This window comes from Caballeronia sp. GAFFF2, from assembly GCF_023631485.1.
Lineage (GTDB): Bacteria > Pseudomonadota > Gammaproteobacteria > Burkholderiales > Burkholderiaceae > Caballeronia.
The window spans coordinates 208458-234427 of record NZ_JALQDA010000037.1 but is presented as its reverse complement, the minus strand read 5'-3'; the positions used below and the strand labels follow the sequence as shown (position 1 = coordinate 234427).

The window sequence follows — 25970 nt, the reverse complement described above, 5'->3', positions numbered from 1 at the left end:
ACGGAAGCCGCAGGCAAGCTGCACGACGCAGGTCTGATCCATCACAGCCGCGGCTGCATCAAGGTGCTCGACCGCGCCGGTCTGGAAGAGCGTGCGTGCGAATGCTACGGCATCGTCAAGCGTGAGTTCGAACGCATGTTGCCGCGCACGCGTCAAGCCGAGGCGCTGGTCTAAAGGCCAAAGCGCTCAGATTGGAAAGTGCTCGATGGTGTCGCGTACCTGCTTCAGTACGTGTTCGAGCATTTCCATGGGCACTGAACTCAAGCCTATACGTAAGGCTCGCGGTGCATGCCGCGTCGTCGCATAGGACTCTGCTTTCGATACGGCGATACCCTGCGAAGCCAGCGCCGTCGCTACGCGATCCGCGCGCAAGTCTTCTGGCAAGCGTAGCCAGAGGAACAGCGAGGACGGGTGCGCGAGCATCTCCATGTTCGCGAACACGTCTCGCGCGATCGCTTGTCTGCGGCGCGCTTCGCGGCGCAGCATGACTTCGTGCCGCGCGACGGTGCCGTCGGCCATCCAGCGCGTGGCTATCGCAGTGACTATGCTCGGCATGCTCCAGTAACTTGCGCGGATCGTGGTCTTGATGCGGCTCGTGCAGTCTTCTGGCGCGACAATAAAGCCAAAGCGCAGGCCGCTTGCGAGACTCTTGGCCAAACTCGATACATACACCGTTCGCTCAGGCGCCAGCGCCACGAGCGGCGGCGGTGTGTCGTTCACGAGATACGCGTAGGCGGCGTCTTCGATCAACATACAGTCGTGACGCCGTGCGCTCTCGACCAGACGATGACGCTGTTTAGCCGACAGCACCCAGCCGAGCGGATTGTGCACGGTCGGCATGGTGTAGATCGCGCGTATGCGGTGACGGCGGCATAGCTTGTCGAGCGCGTCGAGATCGGGACCGTCATCCAGGGTGGGGATCGCGTGCACATCGCGGCCTTGCGTATGCGCGAGCATCTTGAATCCCGGATAAGTCAGCGCGTCAGCCGCAACGGAATCGTGCGGCTCGAGCAGTGCGCGCGTCGTGATGTCGAGACCTTGCTGCGCGCCAAGCACTAAGAAGATTTGCTCGGCTTCCACGCGAATTCCACGCGCCTTGGCCAGAAACTTGGCGACAATGGCGCGCTCATGAAGCCGGCCACCAGGCGGTTGCTGACGCATGAGCGCGGCAAGGTCGCCTGAAGATGCGAGTTCGCGCAACATCGAGCGCAATAGGTCGGCCTGACCCGGCCACGTTGGATGATTGAACGACAGATCGGCGGTGCTGCCTGAAAGCCGCGCTTCATCGCCGATATCCCACTCGCGTTTTTGCGGCCGGTCGCGCACGAAGGTGCCACGACCGGTTTCGCCGACAACTAGACCCAACGACTTCAGCTCCGCATAGACCTTGGTCGCCGACGCGATGGCAATGCCGTAACGCGTGGCAAGCTGCCGATGCGTGGGCAATAGCGCTCCCGGGTGCAGTTTGCCATTGCGTATATCGGCTTCGAGCGTGGCTGCAACTTTCCTGACCTGTGTCGTTGCGCTCATGTGTATGTAGGACAATTATTTGATTGTCCTAGTTTAAGCGATTATTGTCGGCAAAACACCGAGTTGGAGCCGACATGACCGATAGCGCACACCGCCACGTTCCCGTCCTCGAGTTCCTGAAGCGTCAACTAGACGGCAGCCTCACTGCCGATACCGTCACGCACATGCGTTATCCCACCGCGATATCGGCGCTGCTCAAGTTTCGCATCGTCGAAATAGGCGAAGCGCTGGCCGTTATCGAGCTCGATGCCGATTGCATCATTCACGGCAATCAACAAGGCACCGTGCACGGCGGTCTTTTGTGCGAACTCGCCGATGCGGCTATCGGCACGGCGCATTCCACTGTGATGGACATCGAGGAGAGCTTCACGAGCATCGACCTGAAGGCGACCTTTCTGCGCCCCGTGTGGAAGTCGAGGCTTTCGGCGCGCGCATGGGCCGAGCATCGCGGCAGGACTATCAGTCATTACCGATGCGACATTCAGCGCGAAGACGGCAAAATCGTGGCGAGCGTCGCGAGCACGGTAATGACATTGCGCGGCGCATTAGCAAAAAACCGCTAAGTACCAAGCGGGAAAACACCTATGGATCACGAAGGGAAATGCCTTTGACCTTCTTTCGAATCGAAACTAGACTCTTACGGAACAAAAGACATTTCGACTCGACGATTCGATGCTCACCAACAAGAGTTCGCTTAAGCGGCGGCTGCAGATCGTCGAGCTTGTGCGCAAGCGCGGCGAAGTGTCTGTCGAGGAACTCAGTCAGGCGTTCGACGTTTCGAGCGTCACCATTCGAAGTGATCTGACGTATCTCGAGCAGCAGCGTTATTTGCTGCGCTCGTTTGGCAAGGCGCGCTATCTCGTGCAGAAAACGGGCGACGACATTCTCGTGCCGGCGTCGGATGGCGCCACGCGCAAGGCGTCCGAGACCATGATCGCTCGCATTGCCGCTGAAGCCGTGGGCGATCACGAAGCACTCTTGCTGGGAGCGGGAGAGATCATTCACAAGATCATTCCGTTTTTGTCGGACCGCGCCAACCTGTCGCTTCTCGTGCAGGACGTCGCGGTCGCCGGCATGGCGCAGCGCTTTCTGCATTGCGAGTTACTTCTGACCGGCGGCCAACTGGAGCATGGCGCAACTGCCATGACTGGACCTGACGCCGAGGCATCGGTGGCGCGTCATTCGCTCGATCTGTGCATTCTTCAGGCGTCGGGACTCGATCGCGATGGCAATCTGCTGGCTGCCGACCCTGCACAGGCGCGCGTTGCGCAAGCGGCAAGACGTACGGCCAAGCGGACGGTCGTCGTCGCTTATCAGCCGCTGCTCGACGAGCGCAACGGCGAAGTCTTCGCAAGCGTGGCAGATACCGACACGTTGATAATGGATGACGGTATCGATTCGCCGACGCTCGACACCGTGTCGCGCAACGGTCTGCAATTGCAGCGAAGGGATAGCGGCATTCTGGAGTTTAGGCAGACTTAAGTTGAAAGCGCGGTACGCCCTGAACGTCAATCTGCCTTGTTGGCATCCTGACCAAAGAACGCCATGGACGAAGCTCAAGCTCAAGCTCAAGCGCAAGAGGCCGGCCGCACCGGCTACATCGTGACGATGGGCGAGATCCTCGTCGAAATTTTGGCGACTCAAATCGGACAGTCGTTTCGCCGGCCAGGCACGTTGATGGGACCGTATGCGAGCGGCGCGCCTGCCATCTTCATCGATCAGGTGGCGAAGTCGGGCAGTCGTTGCGCGATCATCGGCTGCGTCGGCGACGACGACTTCGGCGTGCTCAACGTCGAACGGTTGCGTGACGACGGCGTCGATGTGTCGGGCATCTCCGTGATCAAATCCGCGACGACAGGTAGTGCCTTCGTGACGTATCGCGAAGACGGCGACCGCGACTTCATCTACAACATTGCGAATAGCGCGTCGGGGCATTTATCAGTCGGCGAGATCCGCGAGCACTTGCTGAAAGAGTGTGGTCACTTTCATGTGATGGGCTCATCGCTGTTCTCGTTTCGCATCATCGAGGCGATGAAGAAGGTGATCGAGACCGTGAAGGCAAACGGCGGTACGGTTAGCTTCGATCCAAACATTCGCAAGGAAATGCTGCGCATTCCGGAGATGCGCGAGGCGCTCGACTTCATTCTCGACTACACCGATGTGTTTCTTCCGAGCGGCCACGAAGTAATGCTGCTTGCGAATGCGCGAACGGAGCAAGGCGCAATCGACGAACTGCTTGCGCGCGGCGTGCGCGAGGTCGTCATCAAGCGCGGCAAGGACGGCTGTAGTCATTACGACGGCAATCACGCGAGCCACTTCGCGGCATTGTCGGTTACGGAGGTCGATCCTACCGGCGCGGGCGATTGCTTCGGCGGGACATACATTGCGTGCCGCGCGCAGGGCTTTTCCGTGGAGCGCGCGCTCGAGTATGCAAGCGCGGCGGGCGCGCGGGCCGTGACGTTCCGTGGTCCGATGGAAGGCACGGCGACACTTGCCGAACTCGATGCGTTCATCGCCGCGACATCGGAGGCAAAGCATGACTGACATCGTCACGCGCTTGACCGGCGACGAGCGCGCCGCCGGGCGCCTGAAAGGCATCTATTCGATTTGTTCGGCGCATCACTGGGTGATCGAAGCCGCAATGACGCAGGCGCTCGATGACGACACGCCCTTGCTCCTGGAATCGACATCGAATCAGGTGGATCAGTATGGTGGTTACACCGGCATGAAGCCTGCGGATTTCGTTCGCTTCGTGCATGGGCTTGCCGATCGCATGGGATTTGATCGCCATAGATTGCTTCTCGGTGGCGATCATTTAGGCCCTAACGCATGGCGTAATCTGCCTGCCGAAGATGCCATGCAACGCGCCGATGCCTTGATCGATGCTTACGCCGCCGCAGGTTTCAGAAAGCTTCATCTCGATGCAAGCATGCCCTGCGCCGATGACCCCGCGCGTCTATCCGACGAGGTCGTGGCCGAACGTGCCGCGCGTATGTGCGCCGTCGCCGAAGCGGCTGCCGCGCGCGTGGGGCTCGCCGAAGGTCCGGTGTATATCATCGGCACTGAAGTGCCCGTTCCGGGCGGTGCATCGGAAGAACTCGCCACCGTGGAAGTTACGCACGCGAGCGCTGCGCTCGATACCGTCGCCGTGCATCGCAAGGCTTGGGATGCACGCGGACTCGGCGCGGCGTGGGAGCGTGTGGTGGGACTCGTCGTTCAACCCGGCGTGGAGTTCGATCATACGAGGGTCGTCGACTACGCCCCCACGCTTGCAAGCGGACTTTCCAAGGTGCTCGAAAGGCTACCGGGTATCGTGTTCGAAGCGCATTCCACCGATTATCAAAAGCCCGAAGCGCTATCGGCGCTGGTCGATGATGGCTTCGCCATTCTCAAGGTGGGACCGGGCGTAACCTTCGCTTTGCGTGAAGCGCTTTATGCATTGGCGGACATCGAGTGCGAACTCCTCGCGCCGAATGTCCGGTCGAATCTGCGTGAGATAGTCGAACGCGTGATGCGCGAGAAACCCAACAACTGGGAGAAGTACTATCACGGCAGCGACGCGGAGAAGCGGTTGCTGCGAACCTATAGCTATAGCGACCGCGTGCGCTACTACTGGTCCGACCATGATATCGATGAGGCGACGCGCAAGCTGGTGGCGAACCTCGCGAACATCGGCATACGGGAAAACCTCATCAGCCGCTATCTGCCGGAGCAATATTGGCAGGTGAGGCGGGGGTCGATCGATGCATCGCCCATGAGCCTTATCTACAGCAAGGTCCGCGACGTAATCCGTGTTTATGCGGAGGCCTGCCGCATGCATACGCAGGCAAAGTGATCGAATGAAAACTAAGGAATCCAATATTTGAAAGCAGGTTCATAGGTGAACCGGATCGCGCCTCAAGCCCGGCAGGGAAAACCCGCTTTGACTGGGTTTCGACCCGAAACTAAACTCTTTCAGCACAAAAACAGCTTGTCCATGACACGCGACGGGCGCACAGAGGCACTGGAGGCGACACCATGAGCAAGCCAACGCTGGCAGCCAGCGAGCGGGCGAGACCCCGTCGCGGGTTCGCCGCTCAATTGCTGCACTCGCGCGAAACCGGTATCGTCGGCGCCCTGCTGATCATGGTCGTGCTTCTGTCGATTTTCGCGCCCGACTTCGCGAGCAAGGGCAACCTCCTCAACGACGCGCGCAACCTGTCCTTCATCGGCATCGTGGTGCTGGGGCAGGCAGCGGTGATGATCACGGGCGGCATCGATCTCTCGGTCGGCAGCGTATGGGGACTGGCCGCCGTCGCGTCAGCCGCGATGATGCAGGCCGGCATGCCTGTGTTTCCCGCTTGCGTGCTGACGCTGCTCATAGCCGCGTGCGTCGGCCTCTTCAACGGCTTCTGCGTCACCAAACTGCGCATGCTGCCCTTCGTGCCTACGCTTGCCACCATGAGCATTGCGCGGGCGTTGGCGCTTGTCATTACGCGCGGCAAGGCTATCGACGGCTTTCGTCCCGATGGCGATTCGTTTTTTGCCCTCGGCGGCGGCGACTTTCTCGATCTGCCCGTACCGTTTCTGATTTTCGTGGCGCTCGCCATCGTGTCCGCCATCGTTCTGAAGCGTACCGTCTATGGCCGCCAGTTATACGCGGTAGGCGGCAACGAACGCGCGGCCATGCTCACCGGCCTCAACGTCGACCGCCTGAAGATGAGCGTCTACGTGATGTCGTCGGTGCTCGCGGGTCTCGCGGGCATCATCGAAGTGAGCTATCTCTCGTCGGCAATCTCCAATCAAGGATTGGGCAAGGAGCTGAGCGTGATCGCGGCGGCTGTCATCGGCGGAACGGCATTGTCCGGCGGCGAAGGCACCGTGATCGGCGTATTCGTCGGCACCGTCATTCTCGAAGTGCTGCGCAACGGTCTCGTTCTGCTCGGCACGGACGCTTACTGGCAAGGGGTGTTCGTCGGTTCGGTGATCGTTCTTGCCGTGTTTATCGATCAACTTAGAAAAGGCGTCTGGCGACGTCGATGAAAGCTGTATTACAACGACTCTGGAGAAGACCATGACACGCACCATGCTCAGTGCCGTAGCCGCTACGCTCCTGCTCGGGATCGGCATTGCCCAGTCGCAGGCGGCGGACAAGAAGGTGTTCGCCGTCGTACCGAAAGCGCTCGGCGTCGCGTTCTATGCCGACGCGGAAAAAGGCTGCAAGGAAGAAGCCGCGAAGATCGGCGCCGAATGTCTGTTCACCGGCCCGGCCCAGCTCGACGACGCAGAACAAGGCCGTATCGTGCGCGATCTGATCACCAAGAAGGTCGCGGGTATCGCCATCGCGCCGAACAATGCGGATTCGATCAGCGGCGTCATCAGCGCGGCATTGGCGAAGAACATCCCGGTCGTGACCTTCGACTCGGACGCGCCGAAGTCCAAACGCATTGCTTTCATCGGCACGAACAACGAAGCGGGCGGCGAAGCGGCGGGCGAAGCGTTCGCGAAGGCGCTGCCCAAGGGCGGCACGTATGCGGTTCTGACGGGCGGTTTGTCGGCGGCGAATCTCAACGAGCGCATCAAGGGCTTCAAGTCGAAGCTCAATGGCGACTTCAAGGAAGTGTCGGGCTCGCCTTTCGCCTGCAACGACGATTCGAGCACGGGCGTGCAGCTCATTCAGGACATGCTCGCGAAGAATCCGAAACTCGACGGCATCTTCTTCGCTGGCGGCTGGCCCATGTTCGCGCCCGAGGCCTATATTCGCGCGGTTCGCAACAAGGCTGCCGATATCAAGGCGGGCAAGTTCGTGATCGTTTCGTTCGATACCTTGCCATCGCAGATCAAGCTGCTGAAGGAAGGTTATGCGACGACGCTGATCGGTCAGCGGCCGCTCACGATGGGCACCGAATCCGTCAAGCAACTCGATGCGCTGACCAAGGGTGGCAAGGTGCCCCCGGTCACGGATACGGGCGTGGATATCGTCAACTCGTCGAACGTCGATAAATTCGTCGGCGGTAAATGAACCGCGCGCGGGGCTGGCCACGCGCTGCGCCCCGCGTCATTCGTGAGAAAGAGTGCTGCCATGACCGTGCTGTTGAGCGTTGAGCAGATAACGAAGACCTATCCCGGCGTGAAAGCGCTGCAGGAAGTGTCCTTCAATGTCGAGGCCGGCACCGTGCATGCGGTCATGGGCGAGAACGGCGCGGGCAAGTCGACCTTGATGCAGGTGATCGCAGGGGCACATGCGCCGACCTCGGGACGCATGATGTTCGACGGTCAGGAGGTCGAGTTTTCGAGTACGCGCGATGCCGCCGCCAAGGGCATCTCCATCGTCTTTCAGGAGTTGATGCTCGCGCCGAACATGACGATTGCCGAGAACATCTTTCTCGGCGCGGAGCCGCGCATGGCGCGCGTGCTGGTCGATCGCGGCGTGCTCTTGACGAGAGCGAAGGGCGCGATGAAGCGGCTTGGCATCGCACTCGATCCCGATACGCGTCTCGGCGATCTCACCATCGCGCAGCAGCAGTTGATCGAGATATGCAAGGCGTTGATTCACGAGCCGCGCCTTTTGATTCTCGATGAACCGACTTCGAGTCTTTCCGAAGCCGACTCCCTGACGCTCTTCAAAGTGGTTCACGAACTGCGCGCGAGCGGCGTGACCATTCTCTATATCTCGCATCGCATGCGCGAAGTGTTCGACAACTGCGATGCGGTGACCGTTCTTCGCGACGGCAAGCACGTGCGTACCGCGCGTCTTGTCGATACCTCACCCGATGAAGTCGTGCGCCTGATGGTGGGCCGCGATCTCGCCGAAGTACGGCGCATCAAGCCTGATAACGCGCATCAGCCAATCGTGCTGCAAGTGGATGGTCTTGGCGACGACGAGCGTTATCGCGACGTATCGTTTTCGTTGCGACGCGGCGAGATCGTGGGACTTGCCGGACTGATCGGCGCGGGACGTTCAGAAGTGGCGATGGGTATCTTCGGTGCGCCGCCGCCGAAGCATGGCAACGTCACCATCGAAGGCAAGCCGGTCAGGATCGCGAAGCCTCGCGATGCAATGAAGCTCGGGATCGGGCTCGTGCCCGAGGACCGCAAGGATCAGGGGCTCGTGCTCGGCATGTCGGTGGGCAGCAACCTGTCGCTCGCTGCGCTGGGGCTTGGGCGTCTTTCGAAGGGCACGGTCATTCGCCCGTTGCAGGAAGCGCGCATGATCGACAGTTACGTCGGGCGCTTCAACATCAAGACGCCGACCGTCGAACAACTCGTGGGTCTCTTGAGCGGCGGCAATCAGCAGAAGGTGGTGCTGGCGAAATGGCTCGCGTCGAAACCGCGTGTCCTGATCGTCGATGAACCCACGCGCGGCGTGGACGTCGGCACTAAAGCCGAGATTTACGCGCTCATGCGCGAACTTGCCCGAGAAGGTCTCGCCATTCTCGTGATCTCCAGCGACCTCCCGGAGATACTGACCATCTCCGACCGCATCCTTGTCATGCGCGGCGGTCAGCTTGCGGGTGAAGTCGGCTTCGACGACGCCTCCGAGGAACGCATCATGTCGCTGGCCGCGCTCGAACATGCTGACCCCGCGCATCCCGAGGTCAAGCCAAAAGGCTTCGTGGCCTAGCAAGTCAGGCAAACATCAAAGGAGTCGTGCCTTGAATAAAGTCGGCATGTTCTACACGTATTGGTCGACCGAATGGCTGGTCGATTTTCCGGCCGTGGCGAAGCGCATATCCGGCTTGGGCTTCGACATGATGGAAATTTCGCTCGGCGAATTCAACAATCTTCCCGATGCGAAGAAGCGCGAACTGAAGACCGTCGCCGACGATCTCGGCCTCACCGTGATGTGCTGTATCGGTCTCAAGCCCGAGTACGATTTCGCCTCTCCCGAGCAAAGCGTGAGAGATGCAGGCACGGAGTACGTCAAGCGCTTGCTCGACGATTGCCATATGCTCGGTGCGCCCGTTTTCGCGGGACTCACTTTCTGCGCGTGGCCGCAATCGCCGCCGCCCGGCATGACGGACAGGCGTCCCTACGTGGAGCGTGCCGTGGACAGCGTGCGTCGCGTCATCAAGGTAGCGGAAGGCTATGGGATCATCTACGCGCTGGAAGTGGTCAACCGCTTCGAGCAATGGCTTGCCAACGATGCGCGCGAAGCGCTCGCGTTCTGCGATGCGGTCGACAACCCTTACTGCAAGGTGCAACTCGACACGTTCCACATGAATATTGAAGAGCACTCTTTTCGCGATGCAATCCTCGCCTGCAAGGGAAAGCTCGGACACTTCCATCTGGGCGAAGCGAACCGCTTGCCGCCAGGCGAAGGGCGTCTGCCGTGGGACGAGATTTTTGGCGCGTTGAAAGAGATCGAATATGACGGGACAATCGTCATGGAGCCTTTCATGCGCAAGGGCGGAAACGTGAGCCGCGCAGTGGGAGTCTGGCGCGACATGTCGAACGGTGCGACAGACGAACAAATGGACGAGCGCGCACGCCGCTCCTTGCAATTCGTGAGAGGCCATTTGACGTGAACTGAGGCCGCATTGGAACCGACTACATGGCATCTTTGGAACGCGCTCGCCGCCTGCTTGCACTGGCGCAAACCGGATTGCACTACGCAACGAGCGTTTTCGATACCGAACGTTACGATGAGATCGCGCAGATCGCGCACGCTGAACTCGCCGCGCTCTCATCGACTGATTCGACCAAGATAGCCGAACTTTTCGCGTTCGAAACAGGCTATGCCAATCCAAAGCTCGATGTGCGTACCGCAGTTTTCAATGAAATGGGGCAGATTCTGCTCGTGCGAGAAATGGCGGACGGCATGTGGTCGCTTCCAGGCGGCTGGGCCGACATAGGCGTTTCGCCCGCCGAGAACGCGGCGAAGGAAGTGCGGGAAGAAAGTGGCTATACGGTTAAGATTCAGCGCTTGCTCGCGGTATGGGATGCAGACAGACATCCGCATCCACCATCGGTCTTTCACATCTGGAAGCTGGTTTTTCTCGGCGAGATCGTGGAGGCGGGCGAGGTCATCGGTGCGGAAACGAGTGCCGTCGGATTCTTCAGCCTCGACGATCTTCCCGCACTATCGCTTGGGCGCGTGCTGCCGCAGCAAATTTTCAAGCTGGATGAGCTGAGACGAAGCGGTCATATCGACTTCGACTGAAGCGACGAAAGAAGCGACACTGGAAGCGAGCGGTCAAAGCCCGAGACATATCGCGCCCGCCGCGACGATCATGCATGCGAGCCAGCGCTTCACGCTGACCGCTTCACGCAGAAACACTCTACCGATCAGCACCGCGAACACCACGCTCGTCTCGCGCAATGCCGATACCGCGCCCATCGCGCCCGACTGCATCGCCCAAATGACGATGCCATATGCGCCGATCGATACCAACCCGCCCGCAAGCGATGAGCCGATCGACATCGGGGCGGTGCGTATCGGCGTCCATAGTGCAGAGAGCCCGCGCGTCGCCATGAAGAGCAGCGGCATCAGCCAGTAGAACATGAACATCCACGCGGTATAGGCAAGCGCGTTGCCCTCAGACAAGCGCACGCCGATACCGTCGATCACGGTATAGACCGCGATGGTCACGCCAGTCAGAAATGCCGCCAACGCACCCGCGCGCGATACGTGGCTACCTTGCAGCGCCAGCGAGATGATGCCGCCCGAGATCATCACGATGCCGAACGCATGCAGCGGCCCGATGGCCTCGTGCGCGAAGAGCGCTGCGCCGAGCGTGACGAGCAGCGGCGACGAGCCACGCGCAATCGGGTAAGCCTGCGCGAGATCGCCTCGCCGATACGACCGCACGAGGCTCACGTTATAGACGATATGCACGAGCCCCGATGCAACGATGCATGGCCACGCGGCGGAAGCGGGCATCGGCAAAAAAACGATCACGATGGTCGAGACCACCGCGATGGCAATGCTCATCCACGTCATGGAGAGGAAGCGGTCGCGATTGCCATGCAACATCGCGTTCCAACTGGCGTGAAGCACGGCGGCGATAAGGACGAGACCGCCGGTATAACTGAGCATGCGGATTCCAGGCTAAGGACGCGAAAGAGGGATGTAAGCAGGTTATCTATCTTGTGAGCGTGCGGCAAACCAGTTAAATTGGCCGCTCGCGTTAGATAAACTCTTTCGAATGAAACGAGTCCTGCCTCCGCTCAATGCACTGCGCGCGTTCGAAGCCGCAGGGCGTCTTGCCAGCTTCAAGGAAGCCGCAGCCGAATTGCATGTGACGCATGGCGCAATCAGTCAGCAAGTGCGCCTGCTCGAAGAGTGGCTCGGCGAACCGCTGTTCGAGCGGCATAACCGGCGCGTGGTGTTGACTCCCAAGGCAAAGGCCTACCTGGATGAAATCGGTCCGCTCTTCGAGCAATTGTCGCAAGCCACTGCGCGATACGGTTACCCTGGAACGGTTTCGCGCACGCTGTCCGTGAATGCGCCCGCCACTTTCACGTTGCGTTGGCTGGTTCCAAGGCTCGCGAAGTTCCACGCCGAGCATCTCGATGTAGACGTCAAGGTGGAGACATCGAACGCATCGGTCGAGAGCCTTAAAGATATTCACGACATCGTGATTCGCGGCGGTCCCGACACGTTCTATGGCTACTCTATGCGGCCGTTCCTCGTCGAGGAAAGAGTGCCTGTGTGCAGCCCCGCGTTAATGCAACGCGTCGCGCTGCGCACGCCGGAAGATTTGCGGCAGCATACGTTGTTGCATACGTCGAGCCTCCCGCGTTTATGGCCGGACTGGCTCGCGCGTGCGGAGATTCCCGCGTTGCGGCCTGCCGCGATCCTGACCTTCGATCACTTTTATCTCACCTTGCAGGCGGCCATCGACGGACTCGGCATTGCGATGGGACCGACCGCGCTCGTTGCCGACGATCTGGCCGCTGGCCGTCTCGTCACGCCGTTTGCCGAGCCGCGCCTGCCGTCGCGGAGCTATTGCACCTACGTGCCGGATGCGAAGTCCGACGACGAACTCGTCGTCCTGTTCCGCTCATGGCTCGAAGGGGAGGGAATACGCTGATTCACGCGCGGTACACGATATCGACATCATCGGCCTGTCACAGACCTCCGTCACACTCGCGCCACACGAATTTTCGTCCGTCTCAAGTCGTCACGCTGACGAATCGCTTACGTATGGGAGTCACGCAATGAGCTTCGATCATCTGGACTCACAGCAGGTCCGGCGCTTTCAACGCAAGGTCACGCTGCTGTCCGCCGGAGGCACTTTCCTCGATGGCTTCGACTTGACGATCGTCGCCGTCGCGCTGCCTTCGGTGATCAAGCAGTGGCATCTCGGCGCGGGCGTGCAGAGTCTCGTGGTGTCGTCGGCGATCATCGGGGCCTTCATCGGCGCGGCCTGGCTGGGGCGGCTGACGGACCGCTTCGGCCGCAAGGCCATGTATGTCGTCGATCTGCTGGCGTTCGTGCTGTTCGCGCTCTTGACGGCCGTCTCACAGAGCGCGTGGCAACTCATCCTGTTTCGCTTCTTGCTGGGCGTGGGCATCGGCGCGGACTATCCTATCTCCGCCACGCTCGTCGCCGAATTCAGTTCGCGGCACAAGCGCGGACAGCACGGCACCTTTCTCGCGGCGATGTGGTTTGTCGGCGCGGTGGCCGCGTATGTCGTGGGGCTTGCGTGCCTGCCGCTCGGCGATAACGCATGGCGTTACATGCTGGGCGTGGGCGCCATCTTCGCGTTGATCGTGTTCTTCTTTCGCATGACGCTGCCGGAATCGCCGCGCTGGCTGCAATCCAAAGGCCGTCACGAGGAAGCCGAAGCCGTCATGCTCGCGGTAACGGGCGAGCGTGTCGTGCTTGCGCGCGAGGTCGAGTCGAAGGGCAGTCTCGCATCGCTCTTTTCCAGGCCCATGCTGCGCCGTACGATCTTCGTGCTTGGCTTCTGGTTTTGTTATGCAACTGCCTATTACGGCATCTCGATGTACGCGCCGACCATCATCTCGCCGTTCTCGCATGGCTCGCGCGTGCTGACCATCATCGGGTCGGGTCTCATCGCCATTCTCGGGATGATCGGCGCGATCATCGGCATGAATCTGGTGGATCGCTGGGGACGCAGGCCGCTGCTGATCACGTCGTTTGCCGGGCTTTCCGCCGCGCTTCTCGTGCTCGCGCTCAACTCGAAGCCGACCTTCGGCTTTCTGGTCGTGCTGTTCAGTTGCGCGGTTCTGTTCGCCAATTCGGGCGGCGGCATTCTCAACTTCGTCTATCCGACCGAGCTCTTTCCGACGAACGTGCGCGCGGGCGCATCGGGTCTCGCGACTTCCGTAAGCCGCATCGGCTCGATTCTCGGCGTACTCGTGTTCCCCAATTTCGTCGCGTGGTGGGGCGCGAGTGCGGCGCTGTGGTTCTTCTTCGGCATCGCGCTCGCGGGCTTGCTGATCTCCGTGTGGCTCGCGCCGGAAACGCGCAATCTGAGCCTCGAACAACTGAACGCGCTCGAAGAAGGGAACAAAGGCAAGCGCGCGGCGAGTGCGTCGGACGCAGCCGATGATCTCGGCATGGCGCGACGCTAAAAGCACCGCTTAGTCGATGAGCGCGTCGTTCTCGTCATAGAACGGATAAGCACCGCCGTAATCGCCGATGAATGCCGTATGCGTGACGAGCCCTTCGCCCGCGACATAGCGATGCAACTGGAATGCGGGCGGTTCCATCACGAAGCGGGACGGGCCGCGTTTGCGCAAGTCGAGCGCGACTTGATGCGCGGTCGACGGACACACGCTCGCGATCGTGCCGGCAAAGCGCATTTGAATGGCGCGATGCACGTGCCCGCACAGTAGACGCTCGATCTGCGGATGACGCGCGACGATAGCCGCGAGCTTCGCTGCATCGGCGGCATCGAGCTTTTGCTCGTCCATATGCTCGATACCGCAATCGAACGGCGGATGATGCATGGCAAGCAAGGTCGGCTGCGCAGCGCTTCTTGCCAGCGTCTCTGCAATCCAGTCGAGCCGTTCATCGCACAGCCGGCCGCCTCCGTGTGGCGGGTCTTGCGAGTCCGCGACGACAATGCGTACGCCGCCTAGCTCGAACGCATACTGAACAAAACGCGCTTGGTCTCGCAGATACGCGTGATCGCCGAATACCTCGCGCAGCGCTTCTCGTCCATCGTGATTACCGATGCAAAGGTAATACGGAATGGCAAGCGGATTCAGTAGCGTACGTAGATAGGCGTATTCCTCGGTATCGCCGAAATCCACGAGATCGCCCGTGATCAGCACGGCGTCGGGTCGCGGATCGAGTGCGTTGAGGTGCTCGATGCATCGGCTGAGATAGGCGGCGGTATCGACACGTCCATAGGCGAGCTTGCCGGGCCGCTTGATATGGAGATCGCTGATTTGCGCTAATAGCATGAGAGTCGACAGGCCAAGCGGGTGCAGGGTCCATGCGAAGAATGGGCGAATCAGCAGGATAGCGCGGACAGGTGGGTAGTGCGCGGGAAGACGCGAATGCGAACGCGCGCGATGCGCGTCCGCATGTTCCTCAATCAATGATGGTCGTGATCGCGGTCGCGGTCGTCGTCGGCCCTGTAGAGCAGCGAGAGATCGACAGCATTGGCCATGGCCGCATAGCCCGCATCGTTGGGATGCAGATGATCGCCGCTGTCATACACTGCGCGCATGTCGATTGGATGCGCCGGATCGCGCAGCACCGCATCGAAATCCACGACCGCATCGAACGCGCGGCTCGTACGTATCCAGGCATTGACGGTCTGACGGATCGCTTCCTTTTGCTGCGTCCAGTAGCCTTGGTTCGGCGTGCCTTGCAGCGCGTTGTGGAACGGTGTCAGTGTGCCGCCCACGATCTTGATGCCGCGCAGATGAGTCCGCGCGATGATCTGCTTGTATCCGTCGATGATGTCCTGCGCCGGAACGAGTCCCGCCGTCGGGTCGAGCACGGTCTGAGGCCAGCCGATATCGTTGATGCCTTCGAGGAAGATCACCAGCTTGACGTTCGACTGGCTGAGGACATCGCGGTCATAGCGCGCGAGCGCACTGATGCCCGAGCCATCCTTGATCACGCGATTGCCGCTGATCCCCTGATTCAGCACGGCATAGCTGCGCCGCGCCGAGCCGCCATTCAGCCGTTGCGAGAGATCGTCGGGCCAGCGGCGGTTCGCATCGACGGTGGAGGCGTAGCCATCCGTGATCGAATCGCCGAAGGTCACGACGGCGGGTGTGTCGCGGTCGGTATCGATCAGCACGCCGGACAGGAAAAAGCGGTTCGTGTATTTTTGCGGAGAAGGTTGATCGGCCGTGGCGGTGTTGTCGCCACTCGATACATACGCGTTCTGCACGGCCAGTTGATGCACGGTTTGTGCTTGCGTGGCGTCAGGCAGGAAGAAGCTCACGGCAATGTCCGCGAACGGCGGCAGCTTGATATCTACCGGATCGCTGAGAATCGGCGCACCCGCATAAAGCGTCACCGTGGTCTTTCCGCCGAAGGTAAGTGTGCGATCGGAGTTTGGCGCGATCTTCGCGCCGCCGACGGATAACGCGATATGTACCGGTCCCACCGTTACTGGCGTCGTGCCGAACTCGTTGGTGAGACGCACGCGAACGCGGTCGCCGCCAACGCTCAAGTGCACGACCTGGCGAATCGTCGTCGACGCATTGAAGCTCTGCGGCGTGGTCAGGTTGTTATTGCGATCGGCACTTGCTGTCCATGTGGAGATCCATCCATCGTCGCGGCCGTCTCCTCGCGATGCCGAGACGTTCGGCGCGGCGAGAACGAGATACGCTGCGCATAGCAGCGCCATCGCGCGGCCAGCCGCGCGGAAGAACAGACGTTCGCTCATGGATGTCTCCGTTATTTATTTGACCATCCTGTAAGGATAGCCAAGTAAATATGGACGACGAATTGGACGATGTCACTATCGTATACCCCGCTGCTTGCGGGCGTGTCATGTGCTTTCGCGGTCGATGATCGCAAAGCCCGTGTCGATCTTCACGCGCGAGGAAACGGCGCCCGTGCGGCCCTGCAAAAAACGCGCGAGCAAGGTATCGGCCGCTTCCATGCCGATGGTCGCGCCATCCACACGTACCGTCGAGAGTGCAGGGTACACGTGCGCGGCGGTGCTCAAGTCGCCGAAGCCCATCACGGCGATATCGTCCGGTACGTTCAACTTGCGGCTGGCGGCTTCCGCGAGCACGCCCTGCGCGAGCGTGTCCGAACTGCATACGATGATGCGCGGCGGCCGTGCCTGCAACAGCTTTGCCGTGCCTTCTCGTCCTGCCTGCAACGTTGCCGGCGCGGGCATTATCTCGAACGCGGTGTTCCTGATTCCCTGTGTCGCGAGTTGCGCAATCAAACTCTTGCAGCGCCGCAAACCGCGTGGATCGTCCACGGACAACACGCCGAAGTCACGATAGCCCTTCGCGACGAGATGTTGCGCGACCTCTTTACCCACCTGTTCGTGCGAGAAACCGATGACCGTATCGATAGGTTTGCTCGTGAGATCCCATATCTCGACAACGGGAATGTTGGCCTTCACCAGCCGCGCGACGGTGGCCTTGCTGTGACTGGTGCCAGCGAGCACGATGCCATCCGGGCGGCGTCCGAGAATGGCTTCGACGAGCGCTTCCTCGCGCGAGATTGAATAAGCGGTCACGCCCAGCAACGTTTGATATCCCGATGCCGTCAGACGGTCCACCAGCGCCTGCACGGTGTCGGCGAAGATGGAGTTGGCAATGGTCGGCAACAGAATGGCCACGAGACGGCTTTTGCTGCTCGCCAATCCGCCAGCGAGCAGGTTGGGCACGTAACCCGTCGCGCGAACAGCGTCGAGCACCTTCTTCTGCGTGTCGCTGCGCACGAGTTCCGGCCGGTTCAGTGCGCGCGACACGGTCATCGGCGCGACGCCCGCCACACGCGCGACATCGATAAGCGTCACGCTTTCCGCCGTCGCCTGAATGCCTTCGTCTTTCTTCGCCATATTTCCCCGACTTCGTTTTTTTCAAAGCGCCACGCATCGGATTAGACCATGAAGCCCCACCGATCAAAGACGTTCGCACTCGTGCATTAAGCGTAAACCATGATGATTGGGCAATCAATTAAACTTGAATGATTGCGCAATCATTGTATGATCGACTCATCGCTAAAGGCTTCGAACTCGTCATTCAAGGAATCGGCACATGAACGCAACGTCTTCGCTTCTCGCAGAAACATCGAACGATTCAATAAGGTGGATTCGCGTCGCCTCCACGTTCTTGCCGCTCGCCAATCCCATCAGCGACGCCAAGGTGCTGACCGGCCGGCAGAAGCCGATGACCGAGATCGCCATTCTTTTCGTGGAGATCGAAACGGCCGATGGTCAACGCGGACTCGGCTTCAGCTATTCAAAACGCGCGGGCGGTCCGGGCCAGTTCGCGCATGCGAAGGAGATCGCGCCCGTGCTGATCGGCGAGGACCCGAGCGACATCGCGCGGCTGTGGGACAAGCTCGCGTGGGCGGGGGCGTCGGTGGGGCGCAGCGGCATGGCGGCGCAAGCCATCGGCGCGTTCGATGTCGCGCTGTGGGACCTGAAGGCAAAGCGCGCGAACCTCTCGCTTGCCAAGCTGCTGGGCGCACAACGCGAGTCGGTGCGCTGCTACAACACGTCGGGCGGTTTCCTGCATACGCCGCTCGATCAGTTGATGACCAACACCGACATATCGCGCGAAAAAGGCATCGGTGGCATCAAGCTCAAGGTGGGCCAGCCGGACTCGGCGCTCGACATTCATCGCGTGCAAACCGTGCGCAAGCATCTGGGCGATGCCTTCCCGCTCATGGTCGACGCCAACCAGCAATGGGACCGTCCGACCGCACAACGCATGTGCCGAACGTTCGAACAGTTCAATCTCGTCTGGATCGAGGAGCCGCTCGATTGCTACGACGCCGAAGGCCATGCAGCGCTCGCCACGCAATTCGATACACCGATCGCCACAGGCGAGATGCTAACGAGCGTGTCGGAGCACTGGGAGTTCATCCGGTTGCGCGGGGCGGATTATCTGATGCCGGATGCACCGCGCGTCGGCGGCATCACGCCGTTTCTTAAAGTCGCGACGCTCGCGGATCACGCGGGTCTCATGCTCGCGCCGCATTTCGCCATGGAACTGCATGTGCATCTCGCGGCAAGCTATGCACGCGAGCCGTGGGTCGAACATTTCGAATGGCTCGAACCGCTCTTCAACGAACGGCTCGAAACGCGCGATGGCCGCATGCTCGTGCCGACGCGTCCCGGTCTCGGTCTCACGCTCAGCGACCGCGTTGCGGGCTGGACCGCGCAGGAAGTGGAAATCGGCGCACGCGCCTGACGTTTCCATCGGCCAGAAAGAACGCTTTTCGACAGGAGTAGCGATGAAGGATTCCGCGGTTGCAAGCCCAGGCCTCGCGTCAGCGAGTGCGCCGGAGGTCGACAGATCGAGAGTCGCGATCAAGCCGATCATTCAGGTCGTCGCCGGCAATGCGCTGGAAATCTACGACTTCATGATTTACGGCTATTACGCGAGATACATCGCGCAGACGTACTTTCCGAGCGACAACGAATACATCTCGCTGATGATGTCGCTCATGACCTTCGCGTTCGGCTTTCTCGCGCGGCCCGTGGGCGCTATCGTGCTCGGCGCGTATACGGACCGTCATGGGCGCCGCAAGGGTCTGATTCTCGCGTTGTCGTTGATGTCGCTCGGCATCATCTCCGTGGCATGCACGCCTTCCTACGCGAGTATCGGTATCGCGGCGCCGATCATCGTCTTGCTTGGACGGCTGATGCAAGGGTTCTCCGCAGGCGCCGAACTCGGCGGCGTAGTGGTCTATCTCGCGGAGATCGCGCCGGCCAGACGCCGCGCGTTTTATACGTGCTGGCAAGCCGGCAGCCAGCAAATCTCCGTGATGGTGGCGTCGCTCGTCGGACTCGTTCTGCTTTACTGGCTGACGCAAGACGAACTGCACGCATGGGGATGGCGCGTGCCGCTTCTGCTCGGCTGCGTGGTCATTCCCGTCATGTTCTGGCTGCGCTCGAGTCTTCAGGAAACGTCGGTGTTCGCGGCCAGAAAGCGCGCGCCGAAGATGTCCGAGATCTGCACGAGCCTGGTCTCGGACTGGCGCACCATCGTGCTGTGCATGGGCATGGTGTCGATGGCGACTGTGACCTCGCAGACCATCACCACTTACGCGCCGACCTTCATCAAGAGCCTGAATCTGGGCGCATCCGCGGGCTTCATCATTCTCTTCTTCGGCGGTTTGTCGGTGCTCGTCTGGCTGCCGATCATGGCGCTCGTGGCCGATCGCTTCAACCGTCGCACGGTGCTGATCGTCGTCACGTTGCTGGCCGCCGTCACCGCGTATCCGCTGATGTCATGGCTCGCCACGCATGCAACCGTGCTGAGGTTCGCGGTGGTCGAACTGTGGTTCTCGTTCATCTATGCAGCCTACAGCGCCGTTCAGGTCGCGGCCATGGTCGAACTCGTGCCGCCCAATGCGCGCACATCCGGCTATGCGTTCGCGCAGGCTATCGCAGCGGCCGTGCTGGGCGGCTTCACGCCCGCCATCCTCACATGGCTCACGCACACGTTTCATAGCAGCGCGATGGTCGGCGTGTGGCTCGCGATCAACGCGGCGATCAGCCTCGCGGCGGCGCTTTGCCTGAATCACGAGAAGACGGGAGCGCGGCAAAAGGTCGAGTTACACTGAACCTCCGACTTTGCTGGAGTAGCGACCCGCCATGCACATCGAGCCATTCAAGATTGCCGTTCCCGACGAAGCGATCGACGACCTGCGCCGCCGGCTACGCGATACCCGCTGGCCACCCATGACGCCATCCGAGTCTTGGAAACAAGGTATCGATATCGCGTGGCTGCGCGAACTCGTGCAGTACTGGACCGATACGTTCGACTGGCGCGCCGCCGAACGCGAGCTCAACCGGCAACCGCAATTCATTGCGGATGTGAACGGCCAGCGCGTGCACTTCGTGCATCGGCGGGGCGTGGGTCCAAAGCCGTATCCGGTCATCATCACGCACGGCTGGCCGGGATCGTTCTTCGAGTTTCATGCGCTGACGGAGATGCTGTGCGATCCCGCATCGTTCGGAGCGGACCCGGCCGATTCCTTCGATGTCATCGTGCCGTCGCTGCCGGGCTTCGCGTTTTCCGCCGCGCCCGCGCAGCCCGGCACGTCCGCGTTTCAAGTCGCCGATATCTGGGCCGCGCTGATGCAAGGTCTAGGCTACGAGCGCTTCGGTGCGCAAGGCGGCGACCTGGGTTCGGCGGTGTCGGTTGCGCTGGCGTTACGGCATCGACGGCATGTCGATGGTATTCATCTCAACTTTCTGCCTGGCTCTTACGAACCATCCGTGGATTCCGCAAACGCGCCGATGAACGCTGCCGAACAAGACTTCGTGCGCGCGCGAAGCGAGTGGGTCGCACTAGAAGGCGCCTACGCGCACATGCACAGCACGAAGCCGCAGACGCTTGCTGCATCGCTCAACGATTCCCCCGTGGGACTCGCCGCGTGGATCTGCGAGAAATTCCGCGCATGGAGCGATTGCGACGGCGATGTGGAGCGCAGTTTCTCGAAGGACGAGTTGCTGACGAATCTCTCGCTCTACTGGCACACGCAGAGCATTGGCACGGCGGTGCAGATGTACTACGAAAACCGCCTGCAACCCATGCGTTTCGCTGCGGGTCAGCGCGTGTTGCCGCCAGTGGGTTACGCGCGCTTTCCCAAAGAATTGAGCCGGCCGCCGCGCGAATGGCTCGAACGTGTCTTCGATGTCGCGCAATGGACCGAGATGCCGCGCGGCGGCCACTTCGCCGCGATGGAAGAGCCCGAACTTCTTGCCGTCGAAATGCGCACGTTCTTCAGGCGCTTTCGTTAGTCATGCCGCGGCGGGCGCCGCTTCGCACAAGGTCAGCGTGAACGCCGCGATCTTGCAGACCGACGCGGTCAAGCCAAGATCGGTCACGACGCAACATTCAGCGTGATCGACCCGAGCGCGGCACCGAGTGAGAAGCCGAGACACATGAACCATGCATTGAGCGATAACGCGACAGGCGTACCGCGCAACCCCGCAACGTGCCGAGCGCGAGCCAGCAGAGTGGCGTCAGAGACACCGGCGGGGAAGTAGCGTTCATGGCGGCCTCCGGCTTACGCGGCCCGTGCTTCGGCGCGATGGAACGGATAGTCGGTATAGCCAGCTTCGGTCCCGCCAAAGAACGTGGGACGGTCATACGCATTGAGCGGCCACCGATTACGAAGGCGTTCGGGCAAATCCGGATTGGCGATGAAGTCGCGTCCGAACGCCACTAGATCGGCATCGCCTGCTTGCAGGATGGCTTCGGCCGTCGGCCCCTTGAAGCCGCCCGCCGCGATGATGACGCCCTCGTAATGCTTGCGGATCAGTTGCGCGGCCACGGGTGCGGGGTCTTTGCTGTCGTCATCGACATTGCCGAGCACGCGCGGTTCGATCAAGTGCAGATACGCCAGATCGAGCTTCGACAATTCACGCGCCACGTAGGAGAAGAGCGCTTCGGGATTGCTGTCCGACATATCGCCCCACGTGCCGCTCGGCCCGAGGCGCACCGCGACGCGCTGGCTGCCCCACACGGAGATGACGGCGCGCGTGACCTCCAGCAGAAAGCGCGCGCGGTTTTCGAACGAGCCGCCGTAGATGTCGGTGCGCTTGTTGCTGCCGTCTTGAAGGAACTGATCGAAGAGATATCCGTTCGCGGCGTGCAGTTCGACGCCATCGAAACCGGCTTTCTTGCCACGCTCCGCTGCCGTGCGGAAGCGCTCGACGAGTTGCGCGATTTCCGGACTGGTGAGCGCGCGGGCCGGGGTGTTGGGAATCCAGCCAGCTTCCGTATAAGCGACGCCGCCATGCAAAACCGCCGACGGTGCCACCGGCGCGCCGCCATCCGGCTGCAACTGGCTATTGGACTGGCGGCCGCGTGATAAAGCTGAAGGAAGATGCGGCCGCCTCTTTCATGCACGGCTTCCGTGACTTGCTTCCAGCCTTCGATCTGGCTGTCGTCGTAAAGGCCGGGCGCGCCGAGGTAGCCGTTGCCGTTCGGCGCGGCAATGGTCGCTTCGCTGATCAGGAAGCCGCCTTTCGACGTGCGTTGCGCATAGTACTCGGCCATCAACGGGCCGGGGATGGCGCCTTCCTCGGCACGCATGCGCGTGAGCGGCGCCAGCACGACGCGATGCGAAAACTCGTAGGGACCGACTCTGACGGCTGAATGAAGTTTGGACATGTTCTCTCTCCGGAATGCGGATGACCGTCGAATTCCTCGACGGCAGGTGTTAAGGCTTGAAGAGAGTGTATGAACCGGACGACATAAGAAAAATGGGCTAAGGTTCCGAATATATCGGACAAGAACTTCCTTAATCGGCGGATCGCGTCGCGCGAGTCGGCCAGTTCTTCGGGATACTCATGGACAGCCTAGGCGGCATTTCGATGTTCGTGCAAGTCGCTGAAACGCGCAGCTTCACGGAGACGGGACGGCAATTGGGCGTGTCGTCGTCGGCGGTGGGCAAGGGCATTGCCCGCATGGAAGAGCGTCTCGGCGTGCGGCTTTTTCATCGCAGCACGCGCAGCATTACGCTGACCGCCGAGGGCGCGCTCTTTCTCGAACGTTGCAGGCGCATCCTCGGCGAAGTCGAAGCCGCCGAAGCCGAACTGTCCAATGCAGCGGGCAGCCCGCGCGGGCGTTTGCGAATCAGCACGCCGCAATTGTCCGCGCTCATCATGCCCGCGCTGGACGGGTTCATGGCGCAGTATCCGGATATCGAAATCGATGTCGATTTGTCAGACCGTATGGTCGATATCATCGAGGAAGGCTTCGACACCGTGATTCGCACGGGCGCGCAGCACGATTCGCGGCTCGTTTCGCGGCGTCTTGGTTCATGCGGGCAAGTGGTCGTCGCGTCACCCGGATATCTGAAGCAGCATGGCGTGCCGCGTCATCCGGCGGAACTCGTGAATCACGCATGCCTGCTGCATAAGTTTCCCGCCACCGGCAAGCTCGAACGCTGGCCGTTTCAGCTCGGCACGGCGGAAGCGGAGCCCGAGTTGCCGCAGACGTTCCTGAGCAACACTATCGAAGTGCTGGCGTTCCTGGCGCTGCAAGATAAAGGACTTATCTTCGTGCCGACCTTTCTCGTGCGCGATGCGCTTGCGAGCAGCGCGCTGCAGATCGTGCTGGACGATTACATCGATCAGACGGTGACATTCTGGATTCTCTGGCCGGCGACGCGTTATGCATCGCCGAAGCTGCGCGTGTTCATCGACTACATCAGCGAGCATTTGCGGATTGCTTAGTCTCTATTGCCAATGACCTCCGCTTTCGAGCGTGTTCGATATCTCGTAAGCGCCACGCGAATCATGCGGATCGTATACGCTAGCTGTCATCGAACGTCTACGTCGAGGATAAGCGCATGATCAACCGCATCGAGACCGACTTGCTTGATATCGCTTATGAAGAGTCCGGGCCGACAGACGGCTGGCCCGTTGTGTTGCTGCATGGCTTTCCCTACGACATTCATTCATTCGATGAAGTCGCACCGCTTCTCGTGGCACAAGGCGCACGCGTCATCGTTCCTTATCTGCGTGGTTACGGTCCAACGCGCTTCCTTTCCGCCGATACCCCGCGTTCCGGTGAGCAAGCGGCGTTGGGCGCTGACCTGCTCGCATTGCTCGATGCGCTCGACATCGGGCGCGCAATGCTCGGCGGCTACGACTGGGGCGGACGCGCCGCGTGCATCGTCGCGGCGCTGCATCCCGAACGCGTCAGGGCGCTCGTCACGCTCAACGGCTACAACATTCAGGACATCGCGGCATCGGGCAAGCCGTCGTCGCCGGAAAACGAGCTTCGCTACTGGTATCAGTATTACTTTCATGGCGAGCGCGGCCGTGCCGGCCTGACCGCGAACCGCCGAGAACTCTGCCGCTTGCTGTGGACGTTATGGTCACCGAGCTGGCGCTTCGACGACGACACTTACGCCGCGACGGCCGCATCGTTCGACAACGAAGACTTCATCGACGTCGTGATCCATTCGTATCGGCATCGCTATGGGCTCGTGAATGGCGATCCGCGTTACGACGCGCTCGAACAGCAACTCGCGAAGGCGCCGCCCATCTCTGTTCCCACGATCTCGTTCGACGGCGCGGACGACGGTGTCATGTCCACCGGCGGCACCGCGCATCACTCTGTGCATTTCAGCGGACCTTTTGAATATCGCGTCGTCGAAGGCGCGGGACACAACCTGCCGCAAGAAAAACCCGAGGCATTCGCCGATGCCTTACTAACGCTGCACGCGCAAACCTAAACCCCTCGCCGTCGCCTCCGTTCAATCCGGTCCACGCTCAATGCACGGGCCGCGCCTCCGCACGCCCGTCCCTTTTCATCTTCGAGATCGTTACTAAGGGTAATCCCTCATTTGCCGATTATTTTTTAACCCGGCATCGTAAACGTATGTTGTCAACGATGTACATTTAAGTGCCCGGTGAAAGCGAAGCAATGCTTCGAACCGACAACGCAGCGCTCAAAGGAGAAAAGCAGATGGCCAAGGAAATACTCGTAGCATTCGGCATCGATGTCGATGCGGTCGCCGGATGGCTCGGCTCATACGGCGGCGAAGACTCGCCCGACGACATCTCGCGCGGCCTCTTTGCGGGCGAAGTCGGCTCCATGCGCCTTCTCAAGCTCTTCGAGCGCGAGAAGATCAAGACCACATGGTTCATTCCCGGCCATTCGATCGAGACTTTTCCCACGCAGATGCAGGCGGTTGCGGACGCGGGCCACGAGATCGGCATCCACGGCTATAGCCACGAAAACCCCATCGCGATGACGCCGGAGCAGGAAGAAGCCGTGCTGGATCGCAGCATCGACCTGGTGACGAAACTCGCGGGCAAGCGGCCGACGGGCTACGTCGCGCCGTGGTGGGAGTTCAGTAACGTGACGAACGAGTTACTGGTGAAGAAGGGCATCAAGTACGACCACAGCCTGATGCACAACGACTACCACCCGTACTACGTGCGCGTCGGCGACAGCTGGACGAAGATCGACTACAGCAAGCATCCGGATACGTGGATGAAGCCGCTTTCGCGCGGACAGGAAACGGATCTCGTGGAGATTCCCGCGAACTGGTATCTCGACGATCTCCCGCCGATGATGTTCATCAAGAAGGCGCCCAACAGTCACGGCTTCGTCAATCCGCGCGATATCGAGGAGATGTGGCGCGATCAATTCGACTGGGTGTACCGCGAGCACGACTATGCGGTGTTTCCCATCACCATCCATCCCGATGTATCCGGCCGCGCGCAAGTATTGCTCATGCTCGAACGTCTGATCGCGCATTTCCGCAAGCACGAAGGCGTGCGCTTTTGCACCTGCGATGAAATCGCCGACGACTTCCTGCGCCGCCAGCCACGCAAGTCCTGACCCTACCG

At 60.8% G+C, this 25970-nt stretch carries 22 protein-coding genes and 2 pseudogenes; 18 read left to right on the top strand and 6 right to left on the bottom strand.

The window, feature by feature from the left end:
* A pseudogene (locus tag NCT04_RS31045) lies at window positions 1-174 on the top strand (Crp/Fnr family transcriptional regulator); the annotation flags it as partial.
* A gap of 12 nt (window positions 175-186) precedes the next feature.
* Here the strand turns inward: NCT04_RS31045 and NCT04_RS31040 are convergent.
* Complete coding sequence (locus NCT04_RS31040; protein ID WP_250469688.1) at window positions 187-1530, bottom strand: aminotransferase-like domain-containing protein; 1344 nt, start codon at window positions 1528-1530, stop codon at window positions 187-189.
* Window positions 1531-1604: 74 nt separating this feature from the next.
* Here NCT04_RS31040 and NCT04_RS31035 point away from each other — a divergent pair, with 74 nt between their 5' ends.
* The 9 genes from NCT04_RS31035 (at window position 1605) to NCT04_RS30995 (ending at window position 10672) form a co-directional block, all read left to right on the top strand.
* A complete protein-coding gene (locus NCT04_RS31035) occupies window positions 1605-2093 on the top strand; it encodes a PaaI family thioesterase (protein WP_250469687.1) in 489 nt (162 codons plus the stop codon).
* A gap of 109 nt (window positions 2094-2202) precedes the next feature.
* Window positions 2203-3012: a DeoR/GlpR family DNA-binding transcription regulator gene (locus NCT04_RS31030; RefSeq protein ID WP_250469686.1), complete on the top strand. Its 810-nt coding sequence runs from the start codon at window positions 2203-2205 to the stop codon at window positions 3010-3012.
* 63 nt (window positions 3013-3075) lie between these two features.
* The gene (locus NCT04_RS31025) at window positions 3076-4074 is read left to right on the top strand and encodes a tagatose kinase (RefSeq protein ID WP_250469685.1); all 999 of its coding nucleotides are present in this window, start codon (window positions 3076-3078) and stop codon (window positions 4072-4074) included.
* Complete coding sequence (locus NCT04_RS31020) at window positions 4067-5365, top strand: D-tagatose-bisphosphate aldolase, class II, non-catalytic subunit (protein WP_250469684.1); 1299 nt, start codon at window positions 4067-4069, stop codon at window positions 5363-5365. Before NCT04_RS31025 ends, NCT04_RS31020 begins: the two co-directional genes overlap by 8 nt.
* A gap of 182 nt (window positions 5366-5547) precedes the next feature.
* On the top strand, window positions 5548-6552 hold the full coding sequence (locus NCT04_RS31015; protein ID WP_244831758.1) for an ABC transporter permease: 1005 nt from the start codon (window positions 5548-5550) through the stop codon (window positions 6550-6552).
* 31 nt (window positions 6553-6583) lie between these two features.
* A complete protein-coding gene (locus NCT04_RS31010) occupies window positions 6584-7531 on the top strand; it encodes a sugar-binding protein (RefSeq protein ID WP_244831757.1) in 948 nt (315 codons plus the stop codon).
* 60 nt (window positions 7532-7591) lie between these two features.
* Window positions 7592-9133, top strand: coding sequence for a sugar ABC transporter ATP-binding protein (locus NCT04_RS31005; RefSeq protein WP_250469683.1), 1542 nt, complete (start codon window positions 7592-7594; stop codon window positions 9131-9133).
* Between the two features lie 31 nt (window positions 9134-9164).
* Window positions 9165-10037 carry a D-psicose 3-epimerase gene (locus NCT04_RS31000; protein ID WP_250469682.1) on the top strand — a complete coding sequence of 291 codons (873 nt, stop codon included), beginning with the start codon at window positions 9165-9167 and terminating at the stop codon, window positions 10035-10037.
* 26 nt (window positions 10038-10063) lie between these two features.
* The gene (locus NCT04_RS30995; RefSeq protein ID WP_250469681.1) at window positions 10064-10672 is read left to right on the top strand and encodes an NUDIX hydrolase; all 609 of its coding nucleotides are present in this window, start codon (window positions 10064-10066) and stop codon (window positions 10670-10672) included.
* A 33-nt stretch (window positions 10673-10705) separates the two neighbouring features.
* Here the strand turns inward: NCT04_RS30995 and NCT04_RS30990 are convergent, their stop codons facing one another.
* On the bottom strand, window positions 10706-11548 hold the full coding sequence (locus NCT04_RS30990; RefSeq protein WP_250469680.1) for an EamA family transporter: 843 nt from the start codon (window positions 11546-11548) through the stop codon (window positions 10706-10708).
* A gap of 109 nt (window positions 11549-11657) precedes the next feature.
* Here NCT04_RS30990 and gcvA point away from each other — a divergent pair, with 109 nt between their 5' ends.
* Both gcvA and NCT04_RS30980 read left to right on the top strand, forming a co-directional pair.
* Window positions 11658-12545, top strand: a complete 888-nt coding sequence (gene gcvA / locus NCT04_RS30985) for a transcriptional regulator GcvA (RefSeq protein WP_250469679.1) — start codon at window positions 11658-11660, stop codon at window positions 12543-12545.
* Between the two features lie 127 nt (window positions 12546-12672).
* A complete protein-coding gene (locus tag NCT04_RS30980; protein WP_244831751.1) occupies window positions 12673-14055 on the top strand; it encodes an MFS transporter in 1383 nt (460 codons plus the stop codon).
* A 9-nt stretch (window positions 14056-14064) separates the two neighbouring features.
* Here NCT04_RS30980 and NCT04_RS30975 read toward each other — a convergent pair whose 3' ends face one another.
* The 3 genes from NCT04_RS30975 to NCT04_RS30965 all read right to left on the bottom strand — a co-directional run bounded on the left by NCT04_RS30975 (window position 14065) and on the right by NCT04_RS30965 (window position 17474).
* The gene (locus NCT04_RS30975; protein WP_244831750.1) at window positions 14065-14892 is read right to left on the bottom strand and encodes a phosphodiesterase; all 828 of its coding nucleotides are present in this window, start codon (window positions 14890-14892) and stop codon (window positions 14065-14067) included.
* A gap of 134 nt (window positions 14893-15026) precedes the next feature.
* On the bottom strand, window positions 15027-16337 hold the full coding sequence (locus NCT04_RS30970) for an SGNH/GDSL hydrolase family protein (RefSeq protein WP_250469678.1): 1311 nt from the start codon (window positions 16335-16337) through the stop codon (window positions 15027-15029).
* Between the two features lie 105 nt (window positions 16338-16442).
* On the bottom strand, window positions 16443-17474 hold the full coding sequence (locus NCT04_RS30965) for a LacI family DNA-binding transcriptional regulator (RefSeq protein WP_250469677.1): 1032 nt from the start codon (window positions 17472-17474) through the stop codon (window positions 16443-16445).
* Between the two features lie 199 nt (window positions 17475-17673).
* Here NCT04_RS30965 and NCT04_RS30960 point away from each other — a divergent pair, with 199 nt between their 5' ends.
* Genes NCT04_RS30960 through NCT04_RS30950 form a run of 3 tightly spaced genes read left to right on the top strand, consistent with a single transcriptional unit; the run spans window position 17674 to window position 21395 of the window.
* On the top strand, window positions 17674-18834 hold the full coding sequence (locus tag NCT04_RS30960; protein ID WP_250469676.1) for an L-talarate/galactarate dehydratase: 1161 nt from the start codon (window positions 17674-17676) through the stop codon (window positions 18832-18834).
* 43 nt (window positions 18835-18877) lie between these two features.
* A complete protein-coding gene (gene tcuC, locus NCT04_RS30955) occupies window positions 18878-20212 on the top strand; it encodes a tricarballylate/proton symporter TcuC (RefSeq protein ID WP_250469675.1) in 1335 nt (444 codons plus the stop codon).
* Between the two features lie 31 nt (window positions 20213-20243).
* Window positions 20244-21395: an epoxide hydrolase family protein gene (locus NCT04_RS30950; RefSeq protein ID WP_250469674.1), complete on the top strand. Its 1152-nt coding sequence runs from the start codon at window positions 20244-20246 to the stop codon at window positions 21393-21395.
* Window positions 21396-21664: 269 nt separating this feature from the next.
* Here NCT04_RS30950 and NCT04_RS30945 read toward each other — a convergent pair.
* Window positions 21665-22773: pseudogene (locus NCT04_RS30945) on the bottom strand (alkene reductase).
* Window positions 22774-22952: 179 nt separating this feature from the next.
* On the opposite strand from NCT04_RS30945, the gene NCT04_RS30940 reads away from it, so the two are divergent.
* The 3 genes from NCT04_RS30940 (at window position 22953) to NCT04_RS30930 (ending at window position 25962) form a co-directional block, all read left to right on the top strand.
* Window positions 22953-23840, top strand: coding sequence for a LysR family transcriptional regulator (locus NCT04_RS30940; protein WP_250469673.1), 888 nt, complete (start codon window positions 22953-22955; stop codon window positions 23838-23840).
* A gap of 116 nt (window positions 23841-23956) precedes the next feature.
* On the top strand, window positions 23957-24847 hold the full coding sequence (locus tag NCT04_RS30935; protein WP_250469672.1) for an alpha/beta fold hydrolase: 891 nt from the start codon (window positions 23957-23959) through the stop codon (window positions 24845-24847).
* A 233-nt stretch (window positions 24848-25080) separates the two neighbouring features.
* Entirely contained in the window at window positions 25081-25962 is an 882-nt protein-coding gene (locus NCT04_RS30930) for a polysaccharide deacetylase family protein (RefSeq protein WP_244831741.1), read from the top strand.
* Window positions 25963-25970 lie beyond the last annotated feature (8 nt).